Below are 20802 nucleotides of genomic sequence, written 5' to 3'. Positions count from 1 at the left end.
AGGATTTGCGTTTCATTTTAGAGCCATTTATCAGAAAATCGGAACGCAAAATAGACTTGCGTTCCGATTTAGACGATTTGACTTAAAAAATAGGACGCAAATAAAATTTGTGTTCCATTTTTATAAAATATAGAGCCAAAATGGTACGTAAAACCTCGTCAGAAGTTAATTTGAGAAGAAAATAAAGGAGCCAGCAATCTTCCATAATTTTTTATTGACGTAAACGAGAGATAGTGATAAGCTACTTAAGGATTCGTAAATAGGAACAATTACGATTTAGAAAAAAGAACCTAAAAAAAGCATTTATCTGGAGGTAACAATGAAAAAATTACATAAAGGAGCCTTAGTCGCAGCTGTTTCCAGTTTAATATTATTCTTGGCGGCTTGCGGTTCAGCACAAGAGACGGAGCAACAAGCTGGAGAAGAAAAGCTGCAAGTCGTTACGACATTTTATCCAATGTACGACTTTACAAAACACGTAGCCCAAGACTTGGCAGACGTTAGTGTCCTGGTTCCATCAGGGACAGACACACATGGATTTGAACCAAGTGCGAAAGACGTTGCGAAGATTCAAGAAGCTGATGTATTCGTGTATAACAGCGTCGAAATGGAAACTTGGGTGCCAAGTATTTTAGAAACGATTGATTCAACAGACATCGTGATCGTTGATGCCAGCGAAGGCATTGAATTGCTGGACGGCGACCACGCGCATGAAGAGGAAGAGCATGCACACGAAGATGACCATGACCACGATCACGAAGAAGAGGGACACTCGCATGAAGTGGATCCGCACATTTGGTTGGATCCCGTTTTGGCGCAAGACGAAGTGATGAACATCAAAGAAGGATTAGTGGAAGCAGATCCTGAAAACGAAGCGGATTACACAAAAAATGCTGAAGCTTACCAAGTTGAATTGCAAGAATTGGATGCAGAATATGCGGCTGCTTTTGAAAATGCTGAGAATCGTCTGTTTGTAACACAGCATGCAGCGTTTGCTTACTTAGCAGAGCGTTACGATTTGGAACAAATTTCGATTGCCGGCTTATCAACAGACGCAGAACCAAGTCCGTCTGAGTTGGCAGAGATGACAGAATTCATCCAAAATCAAAACGTGGATTACATTTACTTTGGAAAAACAACATCTTCTAACATCTCAGAAACCTTGGCAAATGAAACAGACACTGAGTTAGCTGTTTTAGACCCGATCGAAGGCATTACTAAAGAAGACCAAGAAGCAGGCATTGACTACGTAACAGCCATGCGCAATAATTTGGAAGCTTTGAAATTAAGCATCCGATAAAAACAGGAATGGAACAGAAAGAAGGGAATACTATGCACTATATTGAAGTGGACGATCTATCGTTTCGTTATGAAGACGAACCGGTCTTGCAAAATATTCATTTCACAGTAGATCCAGGCGAGTTTGTGATCTTGACCGGCGAAAACGGAGCGGCGAAATCGACGTTGTTGCGCAATATTTTAGGCTTATTGAAGCCGTCTCACGGATCTGCAAAAATTTCTCCCATTAATACACGAAATGAAAAATTGGCAATAGGCTACATCCCTCAACAAGTGGCTTCTTATAATGCCGGTTTTCCCAGCACCGTGCTGGAGCTGGTGCAATCTGGGCGTTATCAGCGCGGCAAATGGTTCAAGCGTTTAGATGAAGAAGACCATGTCCATGTTAAACAAGCACTAGACTCTGTCGGCATGTGGGATCAGCGCAATAAAAAAGTCGGTGACCTATCCGGCGGGCAAAAACAACGGATCTCGTTAGCACGTATATTTGCGACAGATCCTGATTTGTTTATCCTTGATGAACCGACGACTGGAATGGATATCGAGTCGCGGACGCAATTTTATGAATTATTAAAACACAACAGTGAATTTCACGGCAAAGGCATCTTGATGGTTACGCATGACCATGAAGACATCAAGCAATACGCAGACCGCCACATTCACTTGGTACGGAAGGAGGATTCCCCTTGGAGATGTTTTTCTATGGATTCATGCAAAGAGCCTTCCAAGCTTCACTCTTAATCGCCGTCATTGCACCGATATTAGGGCTGTTTTTGATTTTGCGCAGACAGTCTCTGATGGCAGATACGCTGTCTCACGTTTCTTTAGTCGGAATCGCGCTCGGATTTTTATTAAATTTCAACCCTACCATCATGACATTATTAGTGGTTATCGTAGTCGCGGTTATTTTAGAATATTTGCGGTTGGAGTTTAAGTCGTACTCTGAAGTGTCTTTAGCTATCTTGATGTCTGGAGGCTTGGCATTGGCTTTAGTACTGATGAGCCTAGTAGACGGCGGAACCAATATCAGTATCGACCAATTCTTATTTGGATCGATCGTTACCATCAGCTCGCAGCAAGTACTGATTTTAGCGGTATTATGTGTGCTGACAGTTGTGATGTATCTGGTTTTCCGCAAGCCGATGTACGTTTTGACATTTGATGAAGACACAGCTTACACAACAGGGTTGCCTGTCCGCTTGATGTCAGTTTGCTTCAACGTGCTGGTCGGAGTAGCAATCTCAGTGATCATGCCGATTGCCGGGTCATTATTAGTATCAGCGATTTTGATCTTGCCGGCAGCTATTGCCATGCGATTGAGTAAACATTTCAATACAGTAATCTTAGTCGGTATGGTGATTGGTGTGATCGGTATGTTGTCTGGATTATCGGTCTCTTATTATGCTGGAACACCAGCAGGAGCTACGATCGCATTAGTCTTTATCGCTTTATTTATCCTGACATCAGCCGGCAAAAAGTTGATGTCCTTGGCTCGAACAAGCAAATAACATTCTTTTGCAAATGGAATCACTTGATGCTTTTTAGTATCGAGTGATTTTTCATTTGGCAAAAAACGAACCATCATTTTTCCGCGTATACGAAAGTTGAAGTCAGAAAAAGGTTAAATGAGGAGGAAAAACGAACATTTTTATCTTTTTCACACCGATTTACTACCTTTTATTCATATAAATGCGTATAATAGGAAGAGAGCCCTTTGGCCAGAAAATGACTTAAGAAAGAGAGGTGTCATAATGAAAGTAAAAAGAAGTGAACGATTGATCGACATGACTCGTTATTTGCTGGAGAACCCGCATGCATTGGTCTCATTGACCTTTTTCGCGGATCGATATGATTCAGCAAAATCATCGATTAGTGAAGACTTGACTATCATCAAAAAAACATTCAAAGATAGAGGAACAGGTATTTTAGAAACCATCGCCGGAGCAGCAGGCGGTGTCCGTTATATCCCAAGCATCACCGAAGAAGAAACTGAAGAATTCATCACGCAAATGTGTGAACGATTATCAGAAGTAGACCGTCTTCTTCCTGGAGGATATGTGTACTTGTCCGATATGCTTGGAGAACCAGCCGTTTTAAAAACAATTGGAAAAATTATTGCTACTCAGTATTTGAATCAACGAGTAGATGCAGTTATGACCGTAGCTACTAAAGGTGTACCTATTGCACAAGCTGTTTCAACTTACTTAGATGTCCCATTTGTAATGGTGAGACGAGATTCAAAAATTACAGAAGGATCAACAGTAAGCATCAATTATGTTTCTGGATCATCCAACCGAGTAGAAAAAATGGAATTGTCCAAACGCAGCCTGAAGAGAGGTTCCCGCGTTTTAGTGGTAGATGACTTCATGAAAGGCGGCGGAACCGTCAACGGAATGAAGAGCTTAATCGAAGAGTTTGAAGCTGAATTGGTGGGTATCACTGTATTTGCAGAATCCACTTTCCAAGGAAATCGAATGGTAGACGACTATACTTCATTGTTATGTGTAGACGAAGTAGACGTCCGCAACAAATCGATCCACGTAAAACCAGGTAATTACTTTGAGAAGAGCGTGAAGAAAACCGATTAGGATTCCGTAGGTTTCACTTTCTATTTTTAGTTGGGCGGTTTTACCCGACGAAAAATAGAAATGAAAACATAGGAAGCCTGGTTTTCGCAACTCGTTTAAAACCAGAGCGTGAAGTAAGGCGTTTTGACTTTTGTAGATTTCAAAAAGAGCGAGGCAAATGCCCGCTCTTTTTTTTCGTCGTGTTGTGATAGATTTGCGTTTCCTAAATGATGAGAAAAGAGAATTTTCGTCACGCAAATGTCCTTTGCGTTCCTTTTAGCGGCAAAAATTAAACAAAAGGGAACGTAAACAAAAAATACGTTCCCTTTTGAGTCAAAAAAAGACAAAAAAAGGAACGCAAACCTTAATTACCTAAGAGCATCATCAAAAAAGCCCTCCAGCATGCGGAGGGCTGATCATTTTAAAATGGTTAAACCCTTTTTCGAACTGGCATCCATATCTCACTATAGGCATAGCCTTCTTTATCTGGATCCATTTTGGTGAACGAGAAACTTGGCAGATTCACGACTTCATAATCAGAGGCCGGCAACCATTCGGAATAGGTTCGAGCAGTGGTATCTTGAAGTGCAGTTGGAAAAGGTCCTTCAACTGGGAAAACTGCCCAAGTAGAAGCTTCTACCGGGACCTTGGTCAACAGGTCGCTGACATCTTCGTGCGTAGTTAAAACGCCTATTAGATGCGTTAGGCTGCCTTCTTCCTTCATGAAATTCGTGTCTGAATCATAAGAAGCGTTAACGATTTGACGAGGCTCCATATTTTTTAGAGCATGCATTTCTTTGCGCTGATCTTCCGTAATACTTTGAGCGAGCTCTAAAATGGCGTTGTTTACTCCTTCGAACTGCATGGGCACTCTTTTACTGGCACCGACTAGATTAAACGCTGGTTGTTCTACGATTTTGTATTCCATTGCATTTCCTCCTTTGACTGATATGACAAATGAAAGTTTGGGGAATGATTTGCTGATACCGGTTTTTTGGACTTCTGACGGCAAGAAGCCGCTCCAACTTTTGAAGGCACGAGTGAAACCGTCTAAAGATTGGTACCCGTATTTGAACGCAACATCGGTAACTCTTTCACCTTGCAGCAAGTCCTTATTGGCTTCGGAGAACTTTCTATTTTTGATGTACTCGCTAAGCGTCATCCCGGATAGATGGAAAAAAACTGTCCGCAAATGGTAATCTGATACACCGGCATACTCAGCTATACTTTCTAAAGAAAGTTCTTCCGTCAAATGGTCTTCAATAAATTCAATGACTTCATTCAATTCTTTCAGCATACTGTCCCTCCCTTTCGCTATTCATATTATCAAAGCAGTACCATTCAAACTCGACATTCTTACACAAGTTTTATCGGGCGAAAACTTTCGCTAGTTTCACAAAATGTTTCACGTGAATCATTTTTCAGGTAAAGTTTTATAAGCCAATTTCTCGATAATTTCTTGATGATTTGGGTATTCTTTCAGCAATTCAGATTGAGTGAACAATTCAAAGTCGTGGTAGTCAAATCCTGGTGAAACCATGCAGCTGACCAGAGAGAAAGCGTCTGGCTCATCGGATTCTACACTGGAACCAAAAATCGTCCCTTTAGGAACCACATACTGCAGAACTTCTCCCTTGTCAGCCGCCAAACCTAATTTGACAGCTTCATACTTGCCGTTCGGGTGGATCATGTGGACAGTCAGCGATTCGCCTGTATGGTAATACCAAATTTCATCTGATTTCAAACGGTGGAAGTGGGATGGACTAGAAAGATTCAACAAGAAATAAATGCTCGTGTAATAAGGACGCTCACGTTTGTCCCAAGTGGTCGTAGAATGATCGCTGCTGTAAACTTGTTTGTAAAAACCGCCTTCAGTATGCGGGTCCAATTGCAATTGGTCTATCCAAAATTGTTCTGAGTGTGTGGTCATAAATGCGCTCCTATCATTTTCTTTTTAGTCTAAGCGAGTTAAAGAGAGAATGCAAAACCTATTTTAAAGGTGGCAAAGTTTTGACACGGTCTAAGTGGGCAAATGATTAATATATGAGCATTCCTTGAAAACAAGCCTTTATTAAGCTATTATAAAAACAGCGTAAGAAAGTAAATTATGATATTAAACGGTATAAAAAATTACACTTATGAGGAGTTTGAAAATGACACAAAGATTCGCAGTGGTATTAGCAGCTGGTCAAGGAACACGTATGAAGTCTAAATTATACAAAGTATTGCATCCTGTAGCAGGTAAACCGATGGTAGGTCACGTGGTAGACCAAGTGGAAGCAGCCGGAGCAGATAAAATCGTCTCAATCGTAGGCGTTGGAGCTGAAAAAGTTCAAGAATACTTAGGAGACCGTTCAGAATATGCTTTACAAGAAAAGCAATTAGGAACTGGACATGCCGTATTGCAAGCAGAATCGCTATTGAGCGGTAAAGAAGGAACGGTATTGGTCATTTGTGGAGATACGCCTTTATTGACAGCTGAAACGCTGACTGGTCTATTTGATTATCATCAAAATCAAGGAGCAAAAGCAACAATCCTGACAGCTCATGCAGAAGACCCAACTGGGTACGGACGTGTGATCCGCAGCGAATCTGGAGCGGTTGAAAAAATCGTTGAGCAAAAAGATGCTTCTCCTGTAGAAGCAGCCGTTCAAGAAATCAACACTGGAACATACTGCTTTGACAACAAATTGTTGTTTGAAGCATTGAATGAAGTAGGTAATGACAACGCTCAAGGCGAATACTATTTGCCGGACGTAATTGAGATCTTGAAAAACAAAGGCGAGATCGTCGGAGCTTACCAAATGGAACACGAAGCAGAATCTCTAGGTGTAAACGACCGTGTTGCTTTAGCTGAAGCGACTCGTTTGATGCGTGCAAGAATCAATGAAAAGCACATGCGCAATGGTGTGACTTTCATGGATCCTCAATCGACTTACATCGACAGTGAAGTAGTGATCGGTTCGGATACAGTAGTAGAAGCCGGTGTAGTATTAAAAGGGAAAACAGTGATCGGCGAAGACTGCTTTATCGGAGCAAATTCTGAAATCTCAAACAGCAAAATCGGCGACCGTGTACGTGTTGTCAGCAGCAACATCGAAGATTCAGTTATGGAAGAAGACAGCAATGTCGGACCTTATAGCCACTTGCGTCCTAACAGCAATATTGGGAAATCTGTTCATATCGGAAACTTTGTCGAAGTGAAAAACGCGAACATTGGTGAAGATACGAAAGTTGGACATTTAACTTATGTTGGAGATGCTGATTTGGGCAAAAACATCAATATCGGATGCGGTACAGTATTCGTAAATTACGATGGCGCGAAAAAACACCGTGTAACGATCGGCGACAACTCCTTTATCGGATGTAATGCCAACTTGATCGCACCTGTAACAGTAGAAGAAAATGTTTATGTGGCTGCCGGTTCTACAATTACAGATGACGTTCCTAGCGAATCTTTAGCTATTGCAAGAGCAAAACAAGTGAATAAATTAGATTACTATAAAAAAATGCCTCGTAAATAAGCAAAATTTGGAATAAGGCTTGATTTCTTGAACGAAAATGACTAACATTAGTTTGATGATAAGATACGTTATGAGAGAGTGAAGCAGCCTTGCGCAGCTCGTCTAAAAAAGAAAGTGGAGGTCATTATGTCCGAACAATATTTCGATCCGAAGTTAAAAATCTTTGCCTTAAACTCAAACAAGCCTTTAGCTGAAAAAATCGCTAAAGTTGTTGGTGTTGAACTGGGGAAAATTTCAGTAAATCAGTTTAGTGACGGAGAAATTAGAATCAATATTGAAGAAAGTATCCGTGGGGACCATGTTTACATTATTCAATCAACTTCAAGTCCAGTAAACGATAATATAATGGAATTGTTGATCATGATTGATGCTTTAAAACGTGCAAGTGTTAAAACGGTTAACGTTGTCATTCCTTACTATGGATATGCTCGCCAAGATCGTAAAGCCCGTTCGAGAGAACCGATCACATCTAAACTAGTTGCAAACATGATTACTAGAGCTGGTGCAGATCGTATCTTAACACTGGATTTACATGCTGCTCAAATTCAAGGATTCTTTGATATGCCAGTGGATCATTTATTAGGCGCTCCACTATTAGCTACCTATTTCTTAGACAATGATATTGCTAATGAAGACACAGTAGTTGTTTCACCAGATCATGGTGGAGTTACTCGTGCTCGTAAATTAGCTGAATTCCTGAAAGCTCCGATTGCGATTATCGACAAACGTCGTCCTAAAGCAAACGTAGCAGAAGTAATGAATATTATCGGTAATGTTGAAGGCAAGAAATGTATTTTGATCGATGACATGATTGATACTGCTGGAACAATCACTTTAGCTGCTCAAGCTTTAGAAGATGCTGGTGCAACAGAAGTTTATGCATGTTGTACACACCCAGTTTTATCCGGTCCTGCGATCGAACGGATTGAAAATTCAGTGTTGAAGAAAGTTATTGTTACGGACTCGATTCAACTGACTGAGGACAAAATGAGCGACAAAATCGTTCAAATCAGTGTAAGTGAATTAATGGGAGATGCCATTAAACGGATTCATGAAAATAAATCTGTCAGCCCACTATTTGAAAAGAAATTCCCATCAAATAATAAATAAGTACGATGAACTGGATTTGCGCAGCTGCAGATCCGGTTTTTTTGTATATTCATTCAATATTTAGCCTATTAGGGTGTATGTTCGCTGTTTTTTTATGGTACTATTTATTTAAGATTAAAATTCAGCTAGGAGGTCAAGGAATGACAACATGGGTAAAAGAAAATCACCAACAAGAAAGTATTGAAGCACTGAAAGAGCTGATTGCTATCGGTTCAGTAAATGCTGGAGACGGTTCGAGTTTCCCGCCATTTGGAGAAAAAATCCAAGAATGTTTAGAAAAAGCATTGGAAATCTCTGAACGATTAGGCATGAAAACGTTCATTGATCCGGAAGGTTATTACGGATATGCAGAGTACGGCGAAGGGGAAGAAATGCTGGGTATTCTCTGTCATTTAGACGTTGTTCCAGGCGGAAACTTAGCTAAATGGATCACACCTCCATTTGAACCCGATGTTCGTGACGGCGTAATCTACGGTCGCGGGACTCAAGATGACAAAGGACCAACGATAGCTGCATTATATGCATTTAAAGCAGTTTTAGACGCGGGCGTAACCTTCAATAAACGCATTCGATTCATTTTCGGAACAGACGAAGAAAGTCTATGGCGTTGTATGGAACACTATACGAAAAAAGAAGAGATTCCATCATTAGGCTTCGTTCCGGATGGTGTATTCCCTCTGACATATGCTGAAAAAGGATTATGGGAAATCAACTTGATCGGTCCAGGCAGCGACTCATTGAATTTGGCATTAGGAGAAGCTTCTAACGTGGTTCCAGGAGAAGCAATCTATGATGGCGACAAAGCAGCAGCTTTGGCAGACGAATTGAAACAATTGGATGTTGAGTTTGTTGAAGAAGACGGAAAAGTTATCGTCAAAGGTAAATCCGTTCATTCAAGCGTTTCAGGCGAAGGAATCAATGCGATCAACAAATTGGTTCAAGGATTGAACAAAGTAGAATCTCACCCAGCGTTACGTTTCATCGCTGAAAAGATCGGCAATGAAACAAACGGATACAGTCTTTTAGGCGAAGTCAAAGATGAAGTATCCGGAGAAATGACGCTGAACACAGGTAAATTGGTGATCGACGAATATAAATCAGTGATTACATTGGACATCCGCTACCCAGTAACGTATGACAAAGAAGAATTGGTTACAGGCATTACTAAAGCAGCGGAAGATTACGGCTTGATGTACGAGGAGTACGACTCAATTCCTTCACTATACGTGAAAAAAGACAGCGAATTAGTAAAAACCTTGATGAGTGTCTACCAAGAAAAAACTGGTGACCAAACAGAACCATTCGTATCTGGTGGAGCAACATACGCTCGCCAAATGCCAAACATGGTAGCGTTCGGCGCACACTTCCCAGGCTCTAAAAGCTTGGCTCACCAAGAAAACGAAGCATTGCCTCTAGATGAATTATACAAAGCAATGGAAATCTATGCAGAAGCGATTTATCAATTGGCTGGTAAGTAATATTATTAAACTTAGGCTCCATCTCCCCGGTTTTCGGAGAGGTGGAGTTTTTTTTGGGGGTTAGGTTGCTCTTTTTCGGCCATGAGCAAAGAAAGTTGAGTGCTCATGGCCGTTTGGGCAAGCGAATCCAGCCATGAGCCAGAAAACTCAGTTCACCATGGCCGACATCTCGGCCATATTCGTCCATGAAGGGACATCAAGACCAGCTGATGGCCGAAAAGTAATCAATCTTTGCTCGATCTAGAGGAGGAAAAGACAATTACCTAAAAGCATACTCACTAAAGCTTTTTGTTTTAGTGTTTTTCGGCCATGAGCAAAGAAAGTTGAGTGCTCATGGCCGTTTTGGCAAGTTAATCCGGCCATGAGGCAGGAAATTCAGTTCACCATGGCCGACATCTCGGCCATATGCGTCCATGAAGGGGCAACAAGACTAGCTGATGGCCGAAAAGTAATCAATCTTTGCTTGGCTTAGAGGTGGAAAAGACAACTACCTAAAAGCATCTTCACTAAATCTTTTTGGTTTAGTGTTTTTCGGCCATAAGCAAAGAAAGTTGAGTGCTCATGGCCGTTTGGGCAAGCGAATCCGGCCATGAGCCAGAAAATTTAGATTACCATGGCCGACATCTCGGCCATCTCCGTCCATGAAGGGGGAATCAAGACTATCTGATGGCCGAAAAGTAGTCATTCTTTGCTTCATTAACAACAAAAAAAGCTGATTACCTAAAAGAGCATACTCACGAGAGATTCTTTACACACCGAAACTCATTTTATTTGCGTATCTTAATAGATAGAGACTATTGAATTTGGCGAAGGGATGTAAGGGTGATGATTCAAAAGAGGGGAAAGCCGTATGATTTACTAGTGTTGGAGGCGCTCAGGAATCGAATGACTTTAGAACATAAATACCACGTCCGTTATGTGAATTTGTCAAAAGGGTATGGTGGTGAGTGCTGTTTAGATGACAGAATAGATAAAATAAAACATTGCATAGTACTTAAAGATTTGTCCTTCACCATTGGAGGCGTTGATGTTCAATTAGATACGGTAATCATTACTAGTAAGGAAGTTATTTTATGTGAGGTGAAGAATTATGAAGGGGAGTTTGTGTATAGAGAAGAGAGTTTATACAAACTAGATTCTAAAATAGAAATTTATAATCCACTGCTGAGGCTTCCCCGTAGTAAACTATTACTAAAGCAGGTGCTCAAAGAACTCAATTATGGTCATATGCCGGTTGAAGCTGTTCTTGTATATGTAAATCCGAATTTTTCTTTGTATGAAGCTCCTTACTTTTCTCATCTTGTTTTACCGACAAATATAAACAGCTACTTCGAACAAGTAGAAAAAAATTTAGAACCGTTGACTCATGCCCATACAATACTCGCAGATAAATTATGTAGTTTAAACCAACCTAAAAAGTACGGAAACAACTTGCCGCAGTATGAATACGAAATGTTGAAAAAAGGAATGATTTGTTTAAATTGTAACTCGTTTATTGAGTCGTTGGCACCCAAACATCAATCGATCTGTTGTGAGCAGTGTGGGAGCAGAGAGAAGGTTCAAGAAGCAATCGTCCGTCATGTGAAAGAGTACCAACTTTTGTTTCCTGATCGTAAAGTGGGTGTTTCTGCTATAAAAGAGTGGTGCGGTGGGATGGTTCCAGAAAAGAGAATACGACAAGTCTCAAAAAAGAAATGACTTAAAAGATTGACGACTTTTGAAAGAATATCGGGAAAAGACCATTGCTTAAAGCAGGCTTATAAATTACCTGCTTTAAGCAATGGTCTTTTTAGGTGGGGTAAATTGTAGAGCAGGCCTTTTTCGGCCATGAAGAGAGTAAAGAAAGTGCTCATGGCCGAAATGAAGCAGCCTTTCAGCCGTCAGACGACAAAACAAACGGCTCATGGCACATTAATTTTAGTTTCCGGCCATGAGCGAACTAATTACCGTGCTCATGGCCGAAAATCAAGACAACACCAACAAAAAAGCCTCTCAAAAAGAGAGGCTCGCAAAATATTCGTGTTTATTAATCGTTCATAACTTCTTCCAATGCTTCTAAACCAATTTTTCTTAAGGTTTCAGCAGAGTGAGTCATTTTGTTTCGTTCAGAGCCGTTTAGTGGAATCTCTACGACTTTACGGATTCCTTGGCGGTTGATGATTGCTGGAACACCGATGTAAACATCTGATTGACCATATTCGCCGTCTAAATAAGCGGAGATCGGCAATACGGCGTTTTCGTTGTCCAAGATCGCTTTAGTGATACGCGTTAATGCTACGGCGATTCCGTAGAATGTGGCACCTTTTTTCTCGATGATGTCGTAAGCTGCGTCACGAACTTTGAAGAAGACATCTACTAAAGCTTGTTCGTCTACGCCAGGGTTTTCTTTGATCCATTCGTAGATTTGTAAGCCGGCAACGTTGGCATGTGACCAAACAGGAAACTCAGTGTCTCCGTGTTCGCCTAAGATGTAACCATGCACGTTACGCGCGTCTACGTCTAATAAAGTAGAGATCTCTTGACGGAAACGAGCGCTGTCTAGAGATGTACCTGATCCGATAACGCGGTGTTTTGGAAGTCCTGAGAATTTCCATGTTGCGTAAGTCAAGATGTCCACTGGGTTTGTCGCCACTAAGAAGATGCCGTCAAATCCGCTGTCCATAATTTGGCCGATGATGTCTTTAAAAATGCGCATATTTTTCTTCACTAAATCCAGACGAGTTTCGCCAGGTTTTTGTGCGGCTCCTGCAGTGATGACGACGATATCTGCATCGTGGCAGTCGCTGTAACTAGCTGAATAGATTTTTTTTGGAGAAGTAAAAGCTAAAGCATGAGATAAGTCCAATGCGTCGCCTTCTGTTTTTGCTTTATCAATATCGATTATCCCTAATTCTTGAGCAATATTTTGTGTGACCAGAGAAAATGCGTAACTAGAACCTACTGCTCCGTCCCCCACCAAAATAATTTTTTGATTGTCGTTATTTTTTTTAGTCTCCATGTTCAATTCCCCCATAATCTTTGTAAGTATGTTAGATCCTTTTTGAACTACTTTCAGTATACTGGAAAACAAATCATTTTTACAGAGTTAGCGATTAATTAAAACGCTATCATGTGAAAAGTTTCATAAACTTTTTAAATCAAGCATCCTATTCCTTTTGTGATTTGAATTGTGCTATACTAGTAAAAAGTAAAAAAAGAGTGGTACTGGGCGAAAGTTGTTTCGTGCAGCGCTTTTTTGCGTCCATTAACTATCAAATTGGAGAGTGCACTATGAAGATGATTGTAGGCCTGGGAAACCCTGGGAAAAAATATCAAGACACAAAACACAATATTGGTTTTATTACATTAGATGAATTAGCTTATCAACACAAATTTACTTTCAACAAATCAAAATTTGAAGCAGACGTAGCAGAAGGTTGGGTGGGCAGAGAAAAGACATTGTTCGTTAAACCACAAACTTTCATGAATGAGTCAGGAAGAGCTGTTCGACCATTGATGGATTATTACAATATAGACGCAAAAGATTTATTAGTGATTTATGATGATTTAGATTTGCCGGTCGGAAAAGTTCGCTTGCGTCAAAAAGGAAGTGCTGGCGGACATAACGGAATCAAGAGCATCATCCAACACATTGGAACGCAAGATTTCAACCGTATCCGAATCGGAATCGATCGCCCGTATCCTAAACAAACCGTAGTTCAACATGTGTTGAGCGGTTTTCCGAAAGAAGTGCATGAAGACATGTTGAATGCTGTCAAAAAAAGTGCTGAAGCAACGAACTATTGGCTGGAAGGTCATGAATTTATTGATACAATGAACCATTTTAACTAATGCAGAAGATGCAAACGGAGGAAATTTGATATGGGAGATGTAGTACAGTTACTGGCTGGTATGGATAATGTAAAAGCAGTGATCGATCCTATCGGTAAGAAGCAATCGCAACTGATTACCGGTTTGTCTGGTTCAGCTAGAACTTTAGTTATAGCTGCCATCTTAGAGCAAAAGCAAAAGCCGATCGTTGTGATCGCGCACAATTTATTCCATGCCAATCAATTGATGGAAGATTTCAGCGGAATGGTCGATGAAGACCAGCTGCACATTTTTCCGGTAGATGAAATGGTGTATGCCGAAATGGCCATTGCCTCGCCAGAAGCCCGCAGTGAGCGGATTGCGGCGATGGATTTCTTATTGTCCGGTAAGCCGGGGATCGTACTGGTTCCGGTGGCTGGTGTGCGCAAATTATTACCGTCTGTGGAACTATGGAAAGAGAATTCATTTGAAGTGGAGATGGGCGGCGAATTGGATCCCAGCGAACTGGCGCAAAAGCTGGTCGATATGGGGTATGTGCGCCAACAATTAGTCGGAAATCACGGGGAGTTTAGTATTCGCGGGGGGATTATCGATATTTATCCTCTAACGGAAGAAAACCCGGTTCGTATTGACTTATTTGATACGGAAGTCGATTCGATGCGCTTTTTTGAAGTCGGTTCGCAGCGTTCTGTGAACACGATCGAATCCATCAAAATCTTGCCGGCGAGCGACACGATCTATACAAAAGAGCTGTTGCAGCAAAACTCTGGGGCCTTCAATGATGCGGTAGAACACAATAAGAGTTTGATCACTGACGATGCCGATAAGCAATTATTTGCTAAAAATCTGGCGCCGATAGTGGATGCTTTCAATTATGGCGAGTCGATCAATGAGTTGGTGATGTACACCGATTATATTTACAACGAAAAAAACAGTATCTTAGACTACATGTCGAACGACAGTGTGATGATACTGGACGATTACCCGCGCATTTTGGAAGCGGAACGCCATGCAGAAACGGAAGAATCCGAATGGGTCGTCAACAAATTAGGAGCGCGTCAAATATTACAGAATCAAAAGTTTTCGCATGATTTTAAATCGGTCATCAAAGAAACAGAAGCGGATCGTTTGTATTTTGTCTTGTTCCAAAAAGGAATGGGAAATGTGCGTTTTGACGCTATCCATGCTTTCCAATACCGCAACATGCAGCAATTCTTCGGGCAAATGCCATTATTGAAAACAGAGATGACTCGTTGGGAAAAACAACACCATACGGTTTTAGTGACCGTTCCAACCAATGAACGAGCGCAAAAAGTACATCAGACATTTGAAGACTTTGAGATCCAAAGCAAGATCGTTGACGCAGATTCGGTAGAAACCGGACAAGTCCAAATCGTGATCGGGAATTTCCGTAATGGATTTGAGCTGCCGACTGAGAAGTTTGTGTTGCTGACAGAGCGCGAATTGTTCAATAAAGTAGCGAAGAAAAAACCGACTCGCCGTCAAACGATGACCAACGCCGAACGGATCAAGAGCTACAGCGAATTGAATCCTGGCGATTTTGTCGTTCACGTAAACCACGGGATCGGGAAATATGTCGGAATGGAAACCCTGGAGATCAATGGGGTCCATCAAGATTACATGTCCATCATCTATAAAGACGATGCGAAATTGTTCATCCCAGTCACGCAGTTGAATTTGCTGCAAAAATACGTATCTTCTGAATCCAAGAAACCTAAAGTCAACAAACTAGGCGGAACAGAATGGGCTAAAACGAAAAACAAAGTAGCCAGCAAAGTAGAAGACATCGCCGACGAATTGATCCAGCTGTATGCAGCGCGTGATCAAGAAGTAGGGTATGCATTCGGTCGGGATACGGAATACCAAAAAGAATTCGAAGACGCCTTCCCTTATTCAGAAACGGAAGACCAGTTGAGAAGTACGGAAGAAATCAAACGCGACATGGAACGGAAAAAACCAATGGACCGATTATTGGTTGGAGATGTTGGGTACGGGAAAACGGAAGTTGCTTTAAGAGCTGTTTTCAAAGCCGTTCAAGAAGGCAAGCAAGCTGCGTTTTTAGTGCCGACAACAATCTTGGCGCAGCAACATTACGAAACGATGGTGGAACGATTTGCTGATTTCCCTGTGAACGTTTCGATCATGAGTCGTTTCCGAACTAAAAAACAACAAACGGAGACGATGAAAGGCATCAAGAACGGACAGATAGATGTCGTTGTAGGAACCCATCGTTTGCTGTCGAATGACTTGGAATTCAGTGATTTAGGATTATTGATCATTGATGAAGAGCAGCGATTCGGTGTGAAGCACAAAGAAAAACTGAAAGCTTTGAAAAAACAAGTGGATGTACTGACACTGACGGCTACGCCTATCCCAAGAACCTTGCACATGTCGATGTTAGGAGTGCGGGACTTGTCGGTTATTGAGACACCGCCGTCCAGTCGTTACCCTGTCCAAACGTATGTCATGGAACAAAATCCAGGTGCTATTAGAGAAGCTGTCGAGCGCGAAATGGCTCGTGGCGGGCAAGCATTCTATCTGTACAACCGTGTCGAAACGATTGAAAAGCGAGTCAGTGAACTAGAAGCTTTGATTCCAGATGCCCGAATCACGTATGCGCATGGGCAAATGACGGAATCGCAATTGGAAAATGTGTTGTATGAATTTGTGGATGGTCAATATGACGTACTGGTCACGACGACGATCATTGAAACGGGAGTCGACATGCCGAACGTGAACACGTTGTTTGTCGAAAATGCCGACCACATGGGATTGTCTCAGTTGTACCAATTGAGAGGACGAGTGGGTCGAAGCAACCGCGTGGCTTACGCTTACTTGATGTACCAGCAAAATAAAGTCTTGAACGAAGTCAGCGAAAAACGTCTGCAAGCGATCAAAGACTTTACAGAATTAGGTTCAGGATTCAAGATCGCGATGCGCGATTTGTCGATTCGTGGAGCCGGTAATTTGCTTGGAAAACAACAGCACGGATTCATCGATTCAGTCGGATTTGATTTGTACTCTGAAATGCTGAGCGAAGCCGTTGTACGCAAGCGCGGTATGGAAGAAAAAGAGAAGAAAACCAAAGTGGAAATCGACTTGGGCATCAATGCTTACTTGCCGAACGAATACATCTCAGATCAACGCCAAAAAATCGAGATCTACAAGCGCATTCGCGAGTTGAACAGCCACGAGGAATACGTCCAGCTGCAAGATGATTTGATCGACCGCTTCGGAAACTTCCCAGATGAAGTAGCGGATCTGTTGACGATCGGTCTCATCAAATACTACGGGGAATATGCATTGGTCGAAAATATCCGCCGCAAAGACGATGAAGTAGAGATCACCTTCTCAAAAGAAGGCACGAAGACTCTACCTGGAGAAGAAACGTTCCGTGCGTTAAGCGAAGTACCGTTGAAAGCCAATGTAGCCGCTGCAAAAGATCAGCTGAAAGTAACCTTGCGCTTAGAAAAAGATTACCTCAAATCCATTTACAAGTGGTTGGGGCACATCGAAAAATTTGTGCAGCACATTGCGGAATACCGCATCAAAGAAAAAGAGCAAGACAACTAAACGCAGAAGAAGGACGGGGAATGTATGGGAAACCAGCAGCTGAAAAAAACAATGAACGGCGCGGTCATTTTAACGATTGCTGCTTTTATAGCGAAAGTCCTTAGCGCTGTCTATCGCGTCCCCTTCCAAAATATGGTCGGCAATACTGGATTTTACGTCTACCAACAGATTTATCCGTTATATGGGTTAGGGATGACGCTGGCGCTGAACGGGTTGCCGGTCTTCTTGTCCAAAATCATTGCAGAAACTCCAGCTGGTCTGCAGCGAAAAGTCCAGCAACGCCTGTTTATCCTGTTAGCAGGATTTTCCCCTGCGATCTTTTTAACCTTGTATCTTGGCGCAAATAGGATCGCAGACGGGATGGGAGACCGTCAACTCAGCGGCATCATTCAAGCCGTGTCCTGGCAATTTCTGCTGGTGCCTTTCTTATCGGTATCGCGCGGTTATTTCCAAGGCACTTTCCAAATGATTCCTACCGCAGTCTCTCAAGTCGTTGAACAAGTGGTGCGAGTAGCCGTGATTTTGTTGGTGGCGTATACTTATACAACCAGCAAAGATTCCGTTTATCAAATGGGTGCGGATGCGATGAGCAGCGCATGGATTGCAGGAATGGCTGCCACGGTTACGATGGTGGTGTTTATGGTATCTCATCACAAAAAGAGCCCATTTTCTGGTGTCATGTATCCAGAATCAGTGCCTTTACCGACCTATCAAACGCTGTTGAAACGGTTAGGAACAGAAGGATTGGTGTTGTGCTTACTGAGTGCCATGCTGATCTTGCTGCAATTGATTGACTCATTCACGTTGTATAACGGATTGGTTCAATCGGGAGTCACTCCTGCTGTCGCCCGAAGCATCAAAGGGGTCTATGACAGAGGCCAGCCGCTTGTTCAATTAGGGATGGTCGTAGCCACAGCCTTTTCTTCTAGTTTGCTGCCGACATTGACGACAAGTGTGATTGAACGAAAAACGAACGACTTTAACCATATCGCGAAGTCGTTCTTACGCATCACGACAACGATCGCTGCAGCTGCAACGATAGGGATGATCGTGTTGACGCCTTATTTGAACCACACGTTGTTCGGCGACAAGGAAGGCAATGTAACGATCGCCATTTATGTGGTGTCTGTATTTGCAGCCTCATTGATCGGAGCAGTGAATGCTATTTTCCAAAGCCGCAATCAGCACCGCTTAGCTTTTGTAGGTCTGCTGCTGGGTCTAGTGGTCAAAAGTGTCCTCAACACTCCATTAGTAGTGTTGTTAGGAACAGCAGGTTCTAGTCTGGGAACGGTTTTGGCGCTGTTGTCTACGGTGGCTTTCAGCTGGTGGAAACTGACAGATCCAATCAAAATAGCGGTTTTTGCAAAAGGATTCGGCTGGAAGTTAGCTGCCAGTTCCTTCATTATGGGGGCAGCTGTTCTAGCGACTGTGAGTCTTTTGAGCTTGACTAGTTTAGATGCTGGTCGTCTAGGGGCGTTTGTCTTGGCTCTGGCTGGAGTAGCAGTGGGCGCTGCCGTTTTCGTGAAAATCATTATTTCATTCAAACTCTTGACGCTTCGGGAATGGTTGTCACTCCCGTTTGGCAAAAGAGTACTGAGAAAGTAGGGAAGCATATGGAGTTATCTGTACTAGAAGCTGTTTTTAAAGCAGTCGAACAAGATGCCTCGGCTGGATTTCAATGGATTCCGGTGAACAAGCTGGACGGCGACCAAGTCGTCATGGGTCAAGCTGTGATCATTGATGGCATCCACGAGGTTCCGGCGCTGAGCTTAGTGGCGTCTATTCTAGATAAAAAATATCCTTTAACTCATCGAGTAGCTTTCGTTGAGAACCCTGGGACCCAACAAGAACACGTAGAATGGTTCGCCTTGAATGAAGAACCCTCTTTCCAAATGGAATCCAAATCAGGCGCGCTGTTCGTTCCCGCTTTAAAGCAAGACGAACGCACCAAGTCGTTCCAAACCTTGCAGTTTTATTTGGATGAGATCACTGGAGAAGGCGGAGATATTTGGATCAAGCAGCAAACGCATGAAACGCTGATCCCGTTCTTGCATGAAGAAGTGGACGAATTCGTAGAAGCCATCTACAAAAAGGATCCGCGCAATATGGCGGAAGAATTGGGCGACTTGTTGTGCCACATCTTATATCAAACGAGTTACGCAGAATCAACAGGTGCTTTTACGTTGGAAGACGTTCTAGAAGCCATCAATACCAAATTAAGACGTCGGCACCCGCATGTATTTGACGGGGTCGAAGCCAACACAGTTGAAGAAGTAGATGCCATCTGGCAAAAAATTAAAGCAAAAGAAAAGGAGCTAGGTTTATGAGATTAGATAAATTCCTAAAAGTTTCCCGTATCATCAAACGCCGGACTGTTGCTAAAGAAGTCGCCGACAAAGGCCGCATTCAAATCAACGGAACGGTGGCAAAATCATCTTCTACCGTCAAAGAGGGCGACGAGTTAACGATCGCTTTTGGTAACCGCACACTTGTCATCCGCATCGACAAGCTGGTTGAAACGACTAAAAAAGATGAAGCAGCAGATATGTACACTATTTTGAGCAATACTGAAAAATAATTGACTACTTAAAGGAGCGCACAAAAAAAGTGCGTTCCTTTTTTCTGTTTACATTTCCTTTTCTAGTAGAAAAGCTGCTGAAAAGTCCATGAGCTCGACTTCAACCCTCTTCATGGCCGAGAATGCTCAAGTAAACAGCCATGAGCGGAAAATAACGGAGCTCATGGACCAAAAACACTCTCAACTCGGCCATGAGCAACCAAAACCAACACCTCAAGGCAGAAAGGACCCTTTTCGTGACCGAAAAGCTGAAATCTTATTAGGTAAAAGAAGGCTCTGAGGTTTTAATGAGTGTGCAGTTGGGTAATAAGTGTCTCGGTGTCTGCTGGTAAGCAGAAAAGCCGCTGAAAAGTCCATGAGCTCAACTTCAACCCTCTTCATGGCCGAGAATACTCGAGTAAACAGCCATGAGCGAGAAAATAACTGAGTCCATGGACTAAAAACACTCGCAACTCGGCCATGAGCAACCAAAACCAACCCCTCAAGTCAGAAAGGACCCTTTTCGTGACCGAAAAGCCCAAACCTGATGAGGAAAAAAAAGCTCCGAGGTTTTAATGGATATGCAGTTGGGTAATGAGTGTCTTGGTATCTGCTGTTAAGCAGAAAAGCTGCTAAAAAGTCCATGAGCTCGACTTCAACCCTCTTCATGACCGAGAAGACTAGAGTAAACAGCCATGAGCGAGAAAACAACTGAGCTCATGGACCAAAAACACTCTCAACTCGGCCATGAGGAATCAAAATCAACACCTAAAGGCAGAAAGGACACTTTTCGTGACCGAAAAGCTGAAACCTTATTAGGTAAAAGAAGGTTTTAAGGTTTTGATAAGTGTGCAGTTGGGTAA

At 42.3% G+C, this 20802-nt stretch carries 16 protein-coding genes; 13 read left to right on the top strand and 3 right to left on the bottom strand.

The genetic code is table 11. The features are described 5' to 3' along the window. The first annotated feature begins 319 nt into the window (after positions 1-319). The 4 genes from BM137_RS06165 (at position 320) to purR (ending at position 3887) form a co-directional block, all read left to right on the top strand. Positions 320-1300: a metal ABC transporter substrate-binding protein gene (locus BM137_RS06165; RefSeq protein ID WP_092480296.1), complete on the top strand. Its 981-nt coding sequence runs from the start codon at positions 320-322 to the stop codon at positions 1298-1300. 32 nt (positions 1301-1332) lie between these two features. Next, positions 1333-2040: a metal ABC transporter ATP-binding protein gene (locus tag BM137_RS06160; protein ID WP_092480295.1), complete on the top strand. Its 708-nt coding sequence runs from the start codon at positions 1333-1335 to the stop codon at positions 2038-2040. Continuing rightward, the gene (locus BM137_RS06155) at positions 1986-2807 is read left to right on the top strand and encodes a metal ABC transporter permease (protein WP_092480294.1); all 822 of its coding nucleotides are present in this window, start codon (positions 1986-1988) and stop codon (positions 2805-2807) included. Before BM137_RS06160 ends, BM137_RS06155 begins: the two co-directional genes overlap by 55 nt. 243 nt (positions 2808-3050) lie before the next feature. After that, entirely contained in the window at positions 3051-3887 is an 837-nt protein-coding gene (gene purR, locus BM137_RS06150) for a pur operon repressor (protein WP_092480293.1), read from the top strand. Between the two features lie 409 nt (positions 3888-4296). Here the strand turns inward: purR and BM137_RS06145 are convergent, their stop codons facing one another. Next, entirely contained in the window at positions 4297-5163 is an 867-nt protein-coding gene (locus BM137_RS06145) for an AraC family transcriptional regulator (protein WP_092480292.1), read from the bottom strand. A 117-nt stretch (positions 5164-5280) separates the two neighbouring features. Next, positions 5281-5796 (bottom strand): cupin domain-containing protein, encoded by a 516-nt coding sequence (locus BM137_RS06140; RefSeq protein WP_092480291.1) that lies wholly within the window; start codon positions 5794-5796, stop codon positions 5281-5283. Between the two features lie 223 nt (positions 5797-6019). On the opposite strand from BM137_RS06140, the gene glmU reads away from it, so the two are divergent. The 4 genes from glmU to BM137_RS06120 all read left to right on the top strand — a co-directional run bounded on the left by glmU (position 6020) and on the right by BM137_RS06120 (position 11676). Then, the gene (gene glmU, locus BM137_RS06135; RefSeq protein ID WP_092480290.1) at positions 6020-7390 is read left to right on the top strand and encodes a bifunctional UDP-N-acetylglucosamine diphosphorylase/glucosamine-1-phosphate N-acetyltransferase GlmU; all 1371 of its coding nucleotides are present in this window, start codon (positions 6020-6022) and stop codon (positions 7388-7390) included. Between the two features lie 126 nt (positions 7391-7516). Beyond that, entirely contained in the window at positions 7517-8500 is a 984-nt protein-coding gene (locus BM137_RS06130; RefSeq protein ID WP_092480289.1) for a ribose-phosphate diphosphokinase, read from the top strand. Positions 8501-8640: 140 nt separating this feature from the next. Then, positions 8641-9978, top strand: a complete 1338-nt coding sequence (locus BM137_RS06125; protein WP_092480288.1) for a M20 family metallopeptidase — start codon at positions 8641-8643, stop codon at positions 9976-9978. An 885-nt stretch (positions 9979-10863) separates the two neighbouring features. Next, positions 10864-11676 (top strand): nuclease-related domain-containing protein, encoded by an 813-nt coding sequence (locus BM137_RS06120; RefSeq protein WP_177192515.1) that lies wholly within the window; start codon positions 10864-10866, stop codon positions 11674-11676. Positions 11677-12004: 328 nt separating this feature from the next. Here the strand turns inward: BM137_RS06120 and BM137_RS06110 are convergent, their stop codons facing one another. Continuing rightward, a complete protein-coding gene (locus tag BM137_RS06110; protein ID WP_092480285.1) occupies positions 12005-12976 on the bottom strand; it encodes an L-lactate dehydrogenase in 972 nt (323 codons plus the stop codon). A gap of 272 nt (positions 12977-13248) precedes the next feature. On the opposite strand from BM137_RS06110, the gene pth reads away from it, so the two are divergent. The 5 genes from pth to BM137_RS06085 are packed head-to-tail and all read left to right on the top strand — an operon-like array spanning position 13249 to position 19960. Then, positions 13249-13809, top strand: coding sequence for an aminoacyl-tRNA hydrolase (pth, locus tag BM137_RS06105; RefSeq protein ID WP_092480284.1), 561 nt, complete (start codon positions 13249-13251; stop codon positions 13807-13809). A 30-nt stretch (positions 13810-13839) separates the two neighbouring features. After that, a complete protein-coding gene (gene mfd, locus BM137_RS06100) occupies positions 13840-17382 on the top strand; it encodes a transcription-repair coupling factor (RefSeq protein WP_092480283.1) in 3543 nt (1180 codons plus the stop codon). A gap of 24 nt (positions 17383-17406) precedes the next feature. Then, positions 17407-18987, top strand: a complete 1581-nt coding sequence (locus BM137_RS06095) for a putative polysaccharide biosynthesis protein (protein WP_092480282.1) — start codon at positions 17407-17409, stop codon at positions 18985-18987. An 8-nt stretch (positions 18988-18995) separates the two neighbouring features. Continuing rightward, on the top strand, positions 18996-19709 hold the full coding sequence (locus BM137_RS06090) for a MazG nucleotide pyrophosphohydrolase domain-containing protein (RefSeq protein ID WP_177192514.1): 714 nt from the start codon (positions 18996-18998) through the stop codon (positions 19707-19709). After that, entirely contained in the window at positions 19706-19960 is a 255-nt protein-coding gene (locus tag BM137_RS06085; protein ID WP_092480280.1) for an RNA-binding S4 domain-containing protein, read from the top strand. The genes BM137_RS06090 and BM137_RS06085 overlap by 4 nt, the downstream gene beginning before the upstream one ends. Positions 19961-20802 lie beyond the last annotated feature (842 nt).

This window comes from Desemzia incerta (assembly GCF_900115825.1).
GTDB classification, from domain to species: Bacteria; Bacillota; Bacilli; order Lactobacillales; family Carnobacteriaceae; genus Desemzia; species Desemzia incerta.
Note: the sequence above shows the minus strand (reverse complement) of the source record. Positions and strands in the feature narration are given on the sequence as shown.

Excerpts from the sequence above, each read along its gene's own strand:
- pth (WP_092480284.1), top strand. The coding sequence starts at position 13,249 with ATGAAGATGATTGTAGGCCTGGGAAACCCTGGGAAAAAATATCAAGAC.
- mfd (WP_092480283.1), top strand. The coding sequence starts at position 13,840 with ATGGGAGATGTAGTACAGTTACTGGCTGGTATGGATAATGTAAAAGCA.
- purR (WP_092480293.1), top strand. The coding sequence starts at position 3,051 with ATGAAAGTAAAAAGAAGTGAACGATTGATCGACATGACTCGTTATTTG.
- BM137_RS06130 (WP_092480289.1), top strand. The coding sequence starts at position 7,517 with ATGTCCGAACAATATTTCGATCCGAAGTTAAAAATCTTTGCCTTAAAC.
- BM137_RS06090 (WP_177192514.1), top strand. The coding sequence starts at position 18,996 with ATGGAGTTATCTGTACTAGAAGCTGTTTTTAAAGCAGTCGAACAAGAT.
- BM137_RS06165 (WP_092480296.1), top strand. The coding sequence starts at position 320 with ATGAAAAAATTACATAAAGGAGCCTTAGTCGCAGCTGTTTCCAGTTTA.
- glmU (WP_092480290.1), top strand. The coding sequence starts at position 6,020 with ATGACACAAAGATTCGCAGTGGTATTAGCAGCTGGTCAAGGAACACGT.
- BM137_RS06160 (WP_092480295.1), top strand. The coding sequence starts at position 1,333 with ATGCACTATATTGAAGTGGACGATCTATCGTTTCGTTATGAAGACGAA.
- BM137_RS06145 (WP_092480292.1), bottom strand. The coding sequence starts at position 5,163 with ATGCTGAAAGAATTGAATGAAGTCATTGAATTTATTGAAGACCATTTG.
- BM137_RS06140 (WP_092480291.1), bottom strand. The coding sequence starts at position 5,796 with ATGACCACACACTCAGAACAATTTTGGATAGACCAATTGCAATTGGAC.
- BM137_RS06095 (WP_092480282.1), top strand. The coding sequence starts at position 17,407 with ATGGGAAACCAGCAGCTGAAAAAAACAATGAACGGCGCGGTCATTTTA.
- BM137_RS06120 (WP_177192515.1), top strand. The coding sequence starts at position 10,864 with ATGACTTTAGAACATAAATACCACGTCCGTTATGTGAATTTGTCAAAA.
- BM137_RS06085 (WP_092480280.1), top strand. The coding sequence starts at position 19,706 with ATGAGATTAGATAAATTCCTAAAAGTTTCCCGTATCATCAAACGCCGG.
- BM137_RS06125 (WP_092480288.1), top strand. The coding sequence starts at position 8,641 with ATGACAACATGGGTAAAAGAAAATCACCAACAAGAAAGTATTGAAGCA.
- BM137_RS06110 (WP_092480285.1), bottom strand. The coding sequence starts at position 12,976 with ATGGAGACTAAAAAAAATAACGACAATCAAAAAATTATTTTGGTGGGG.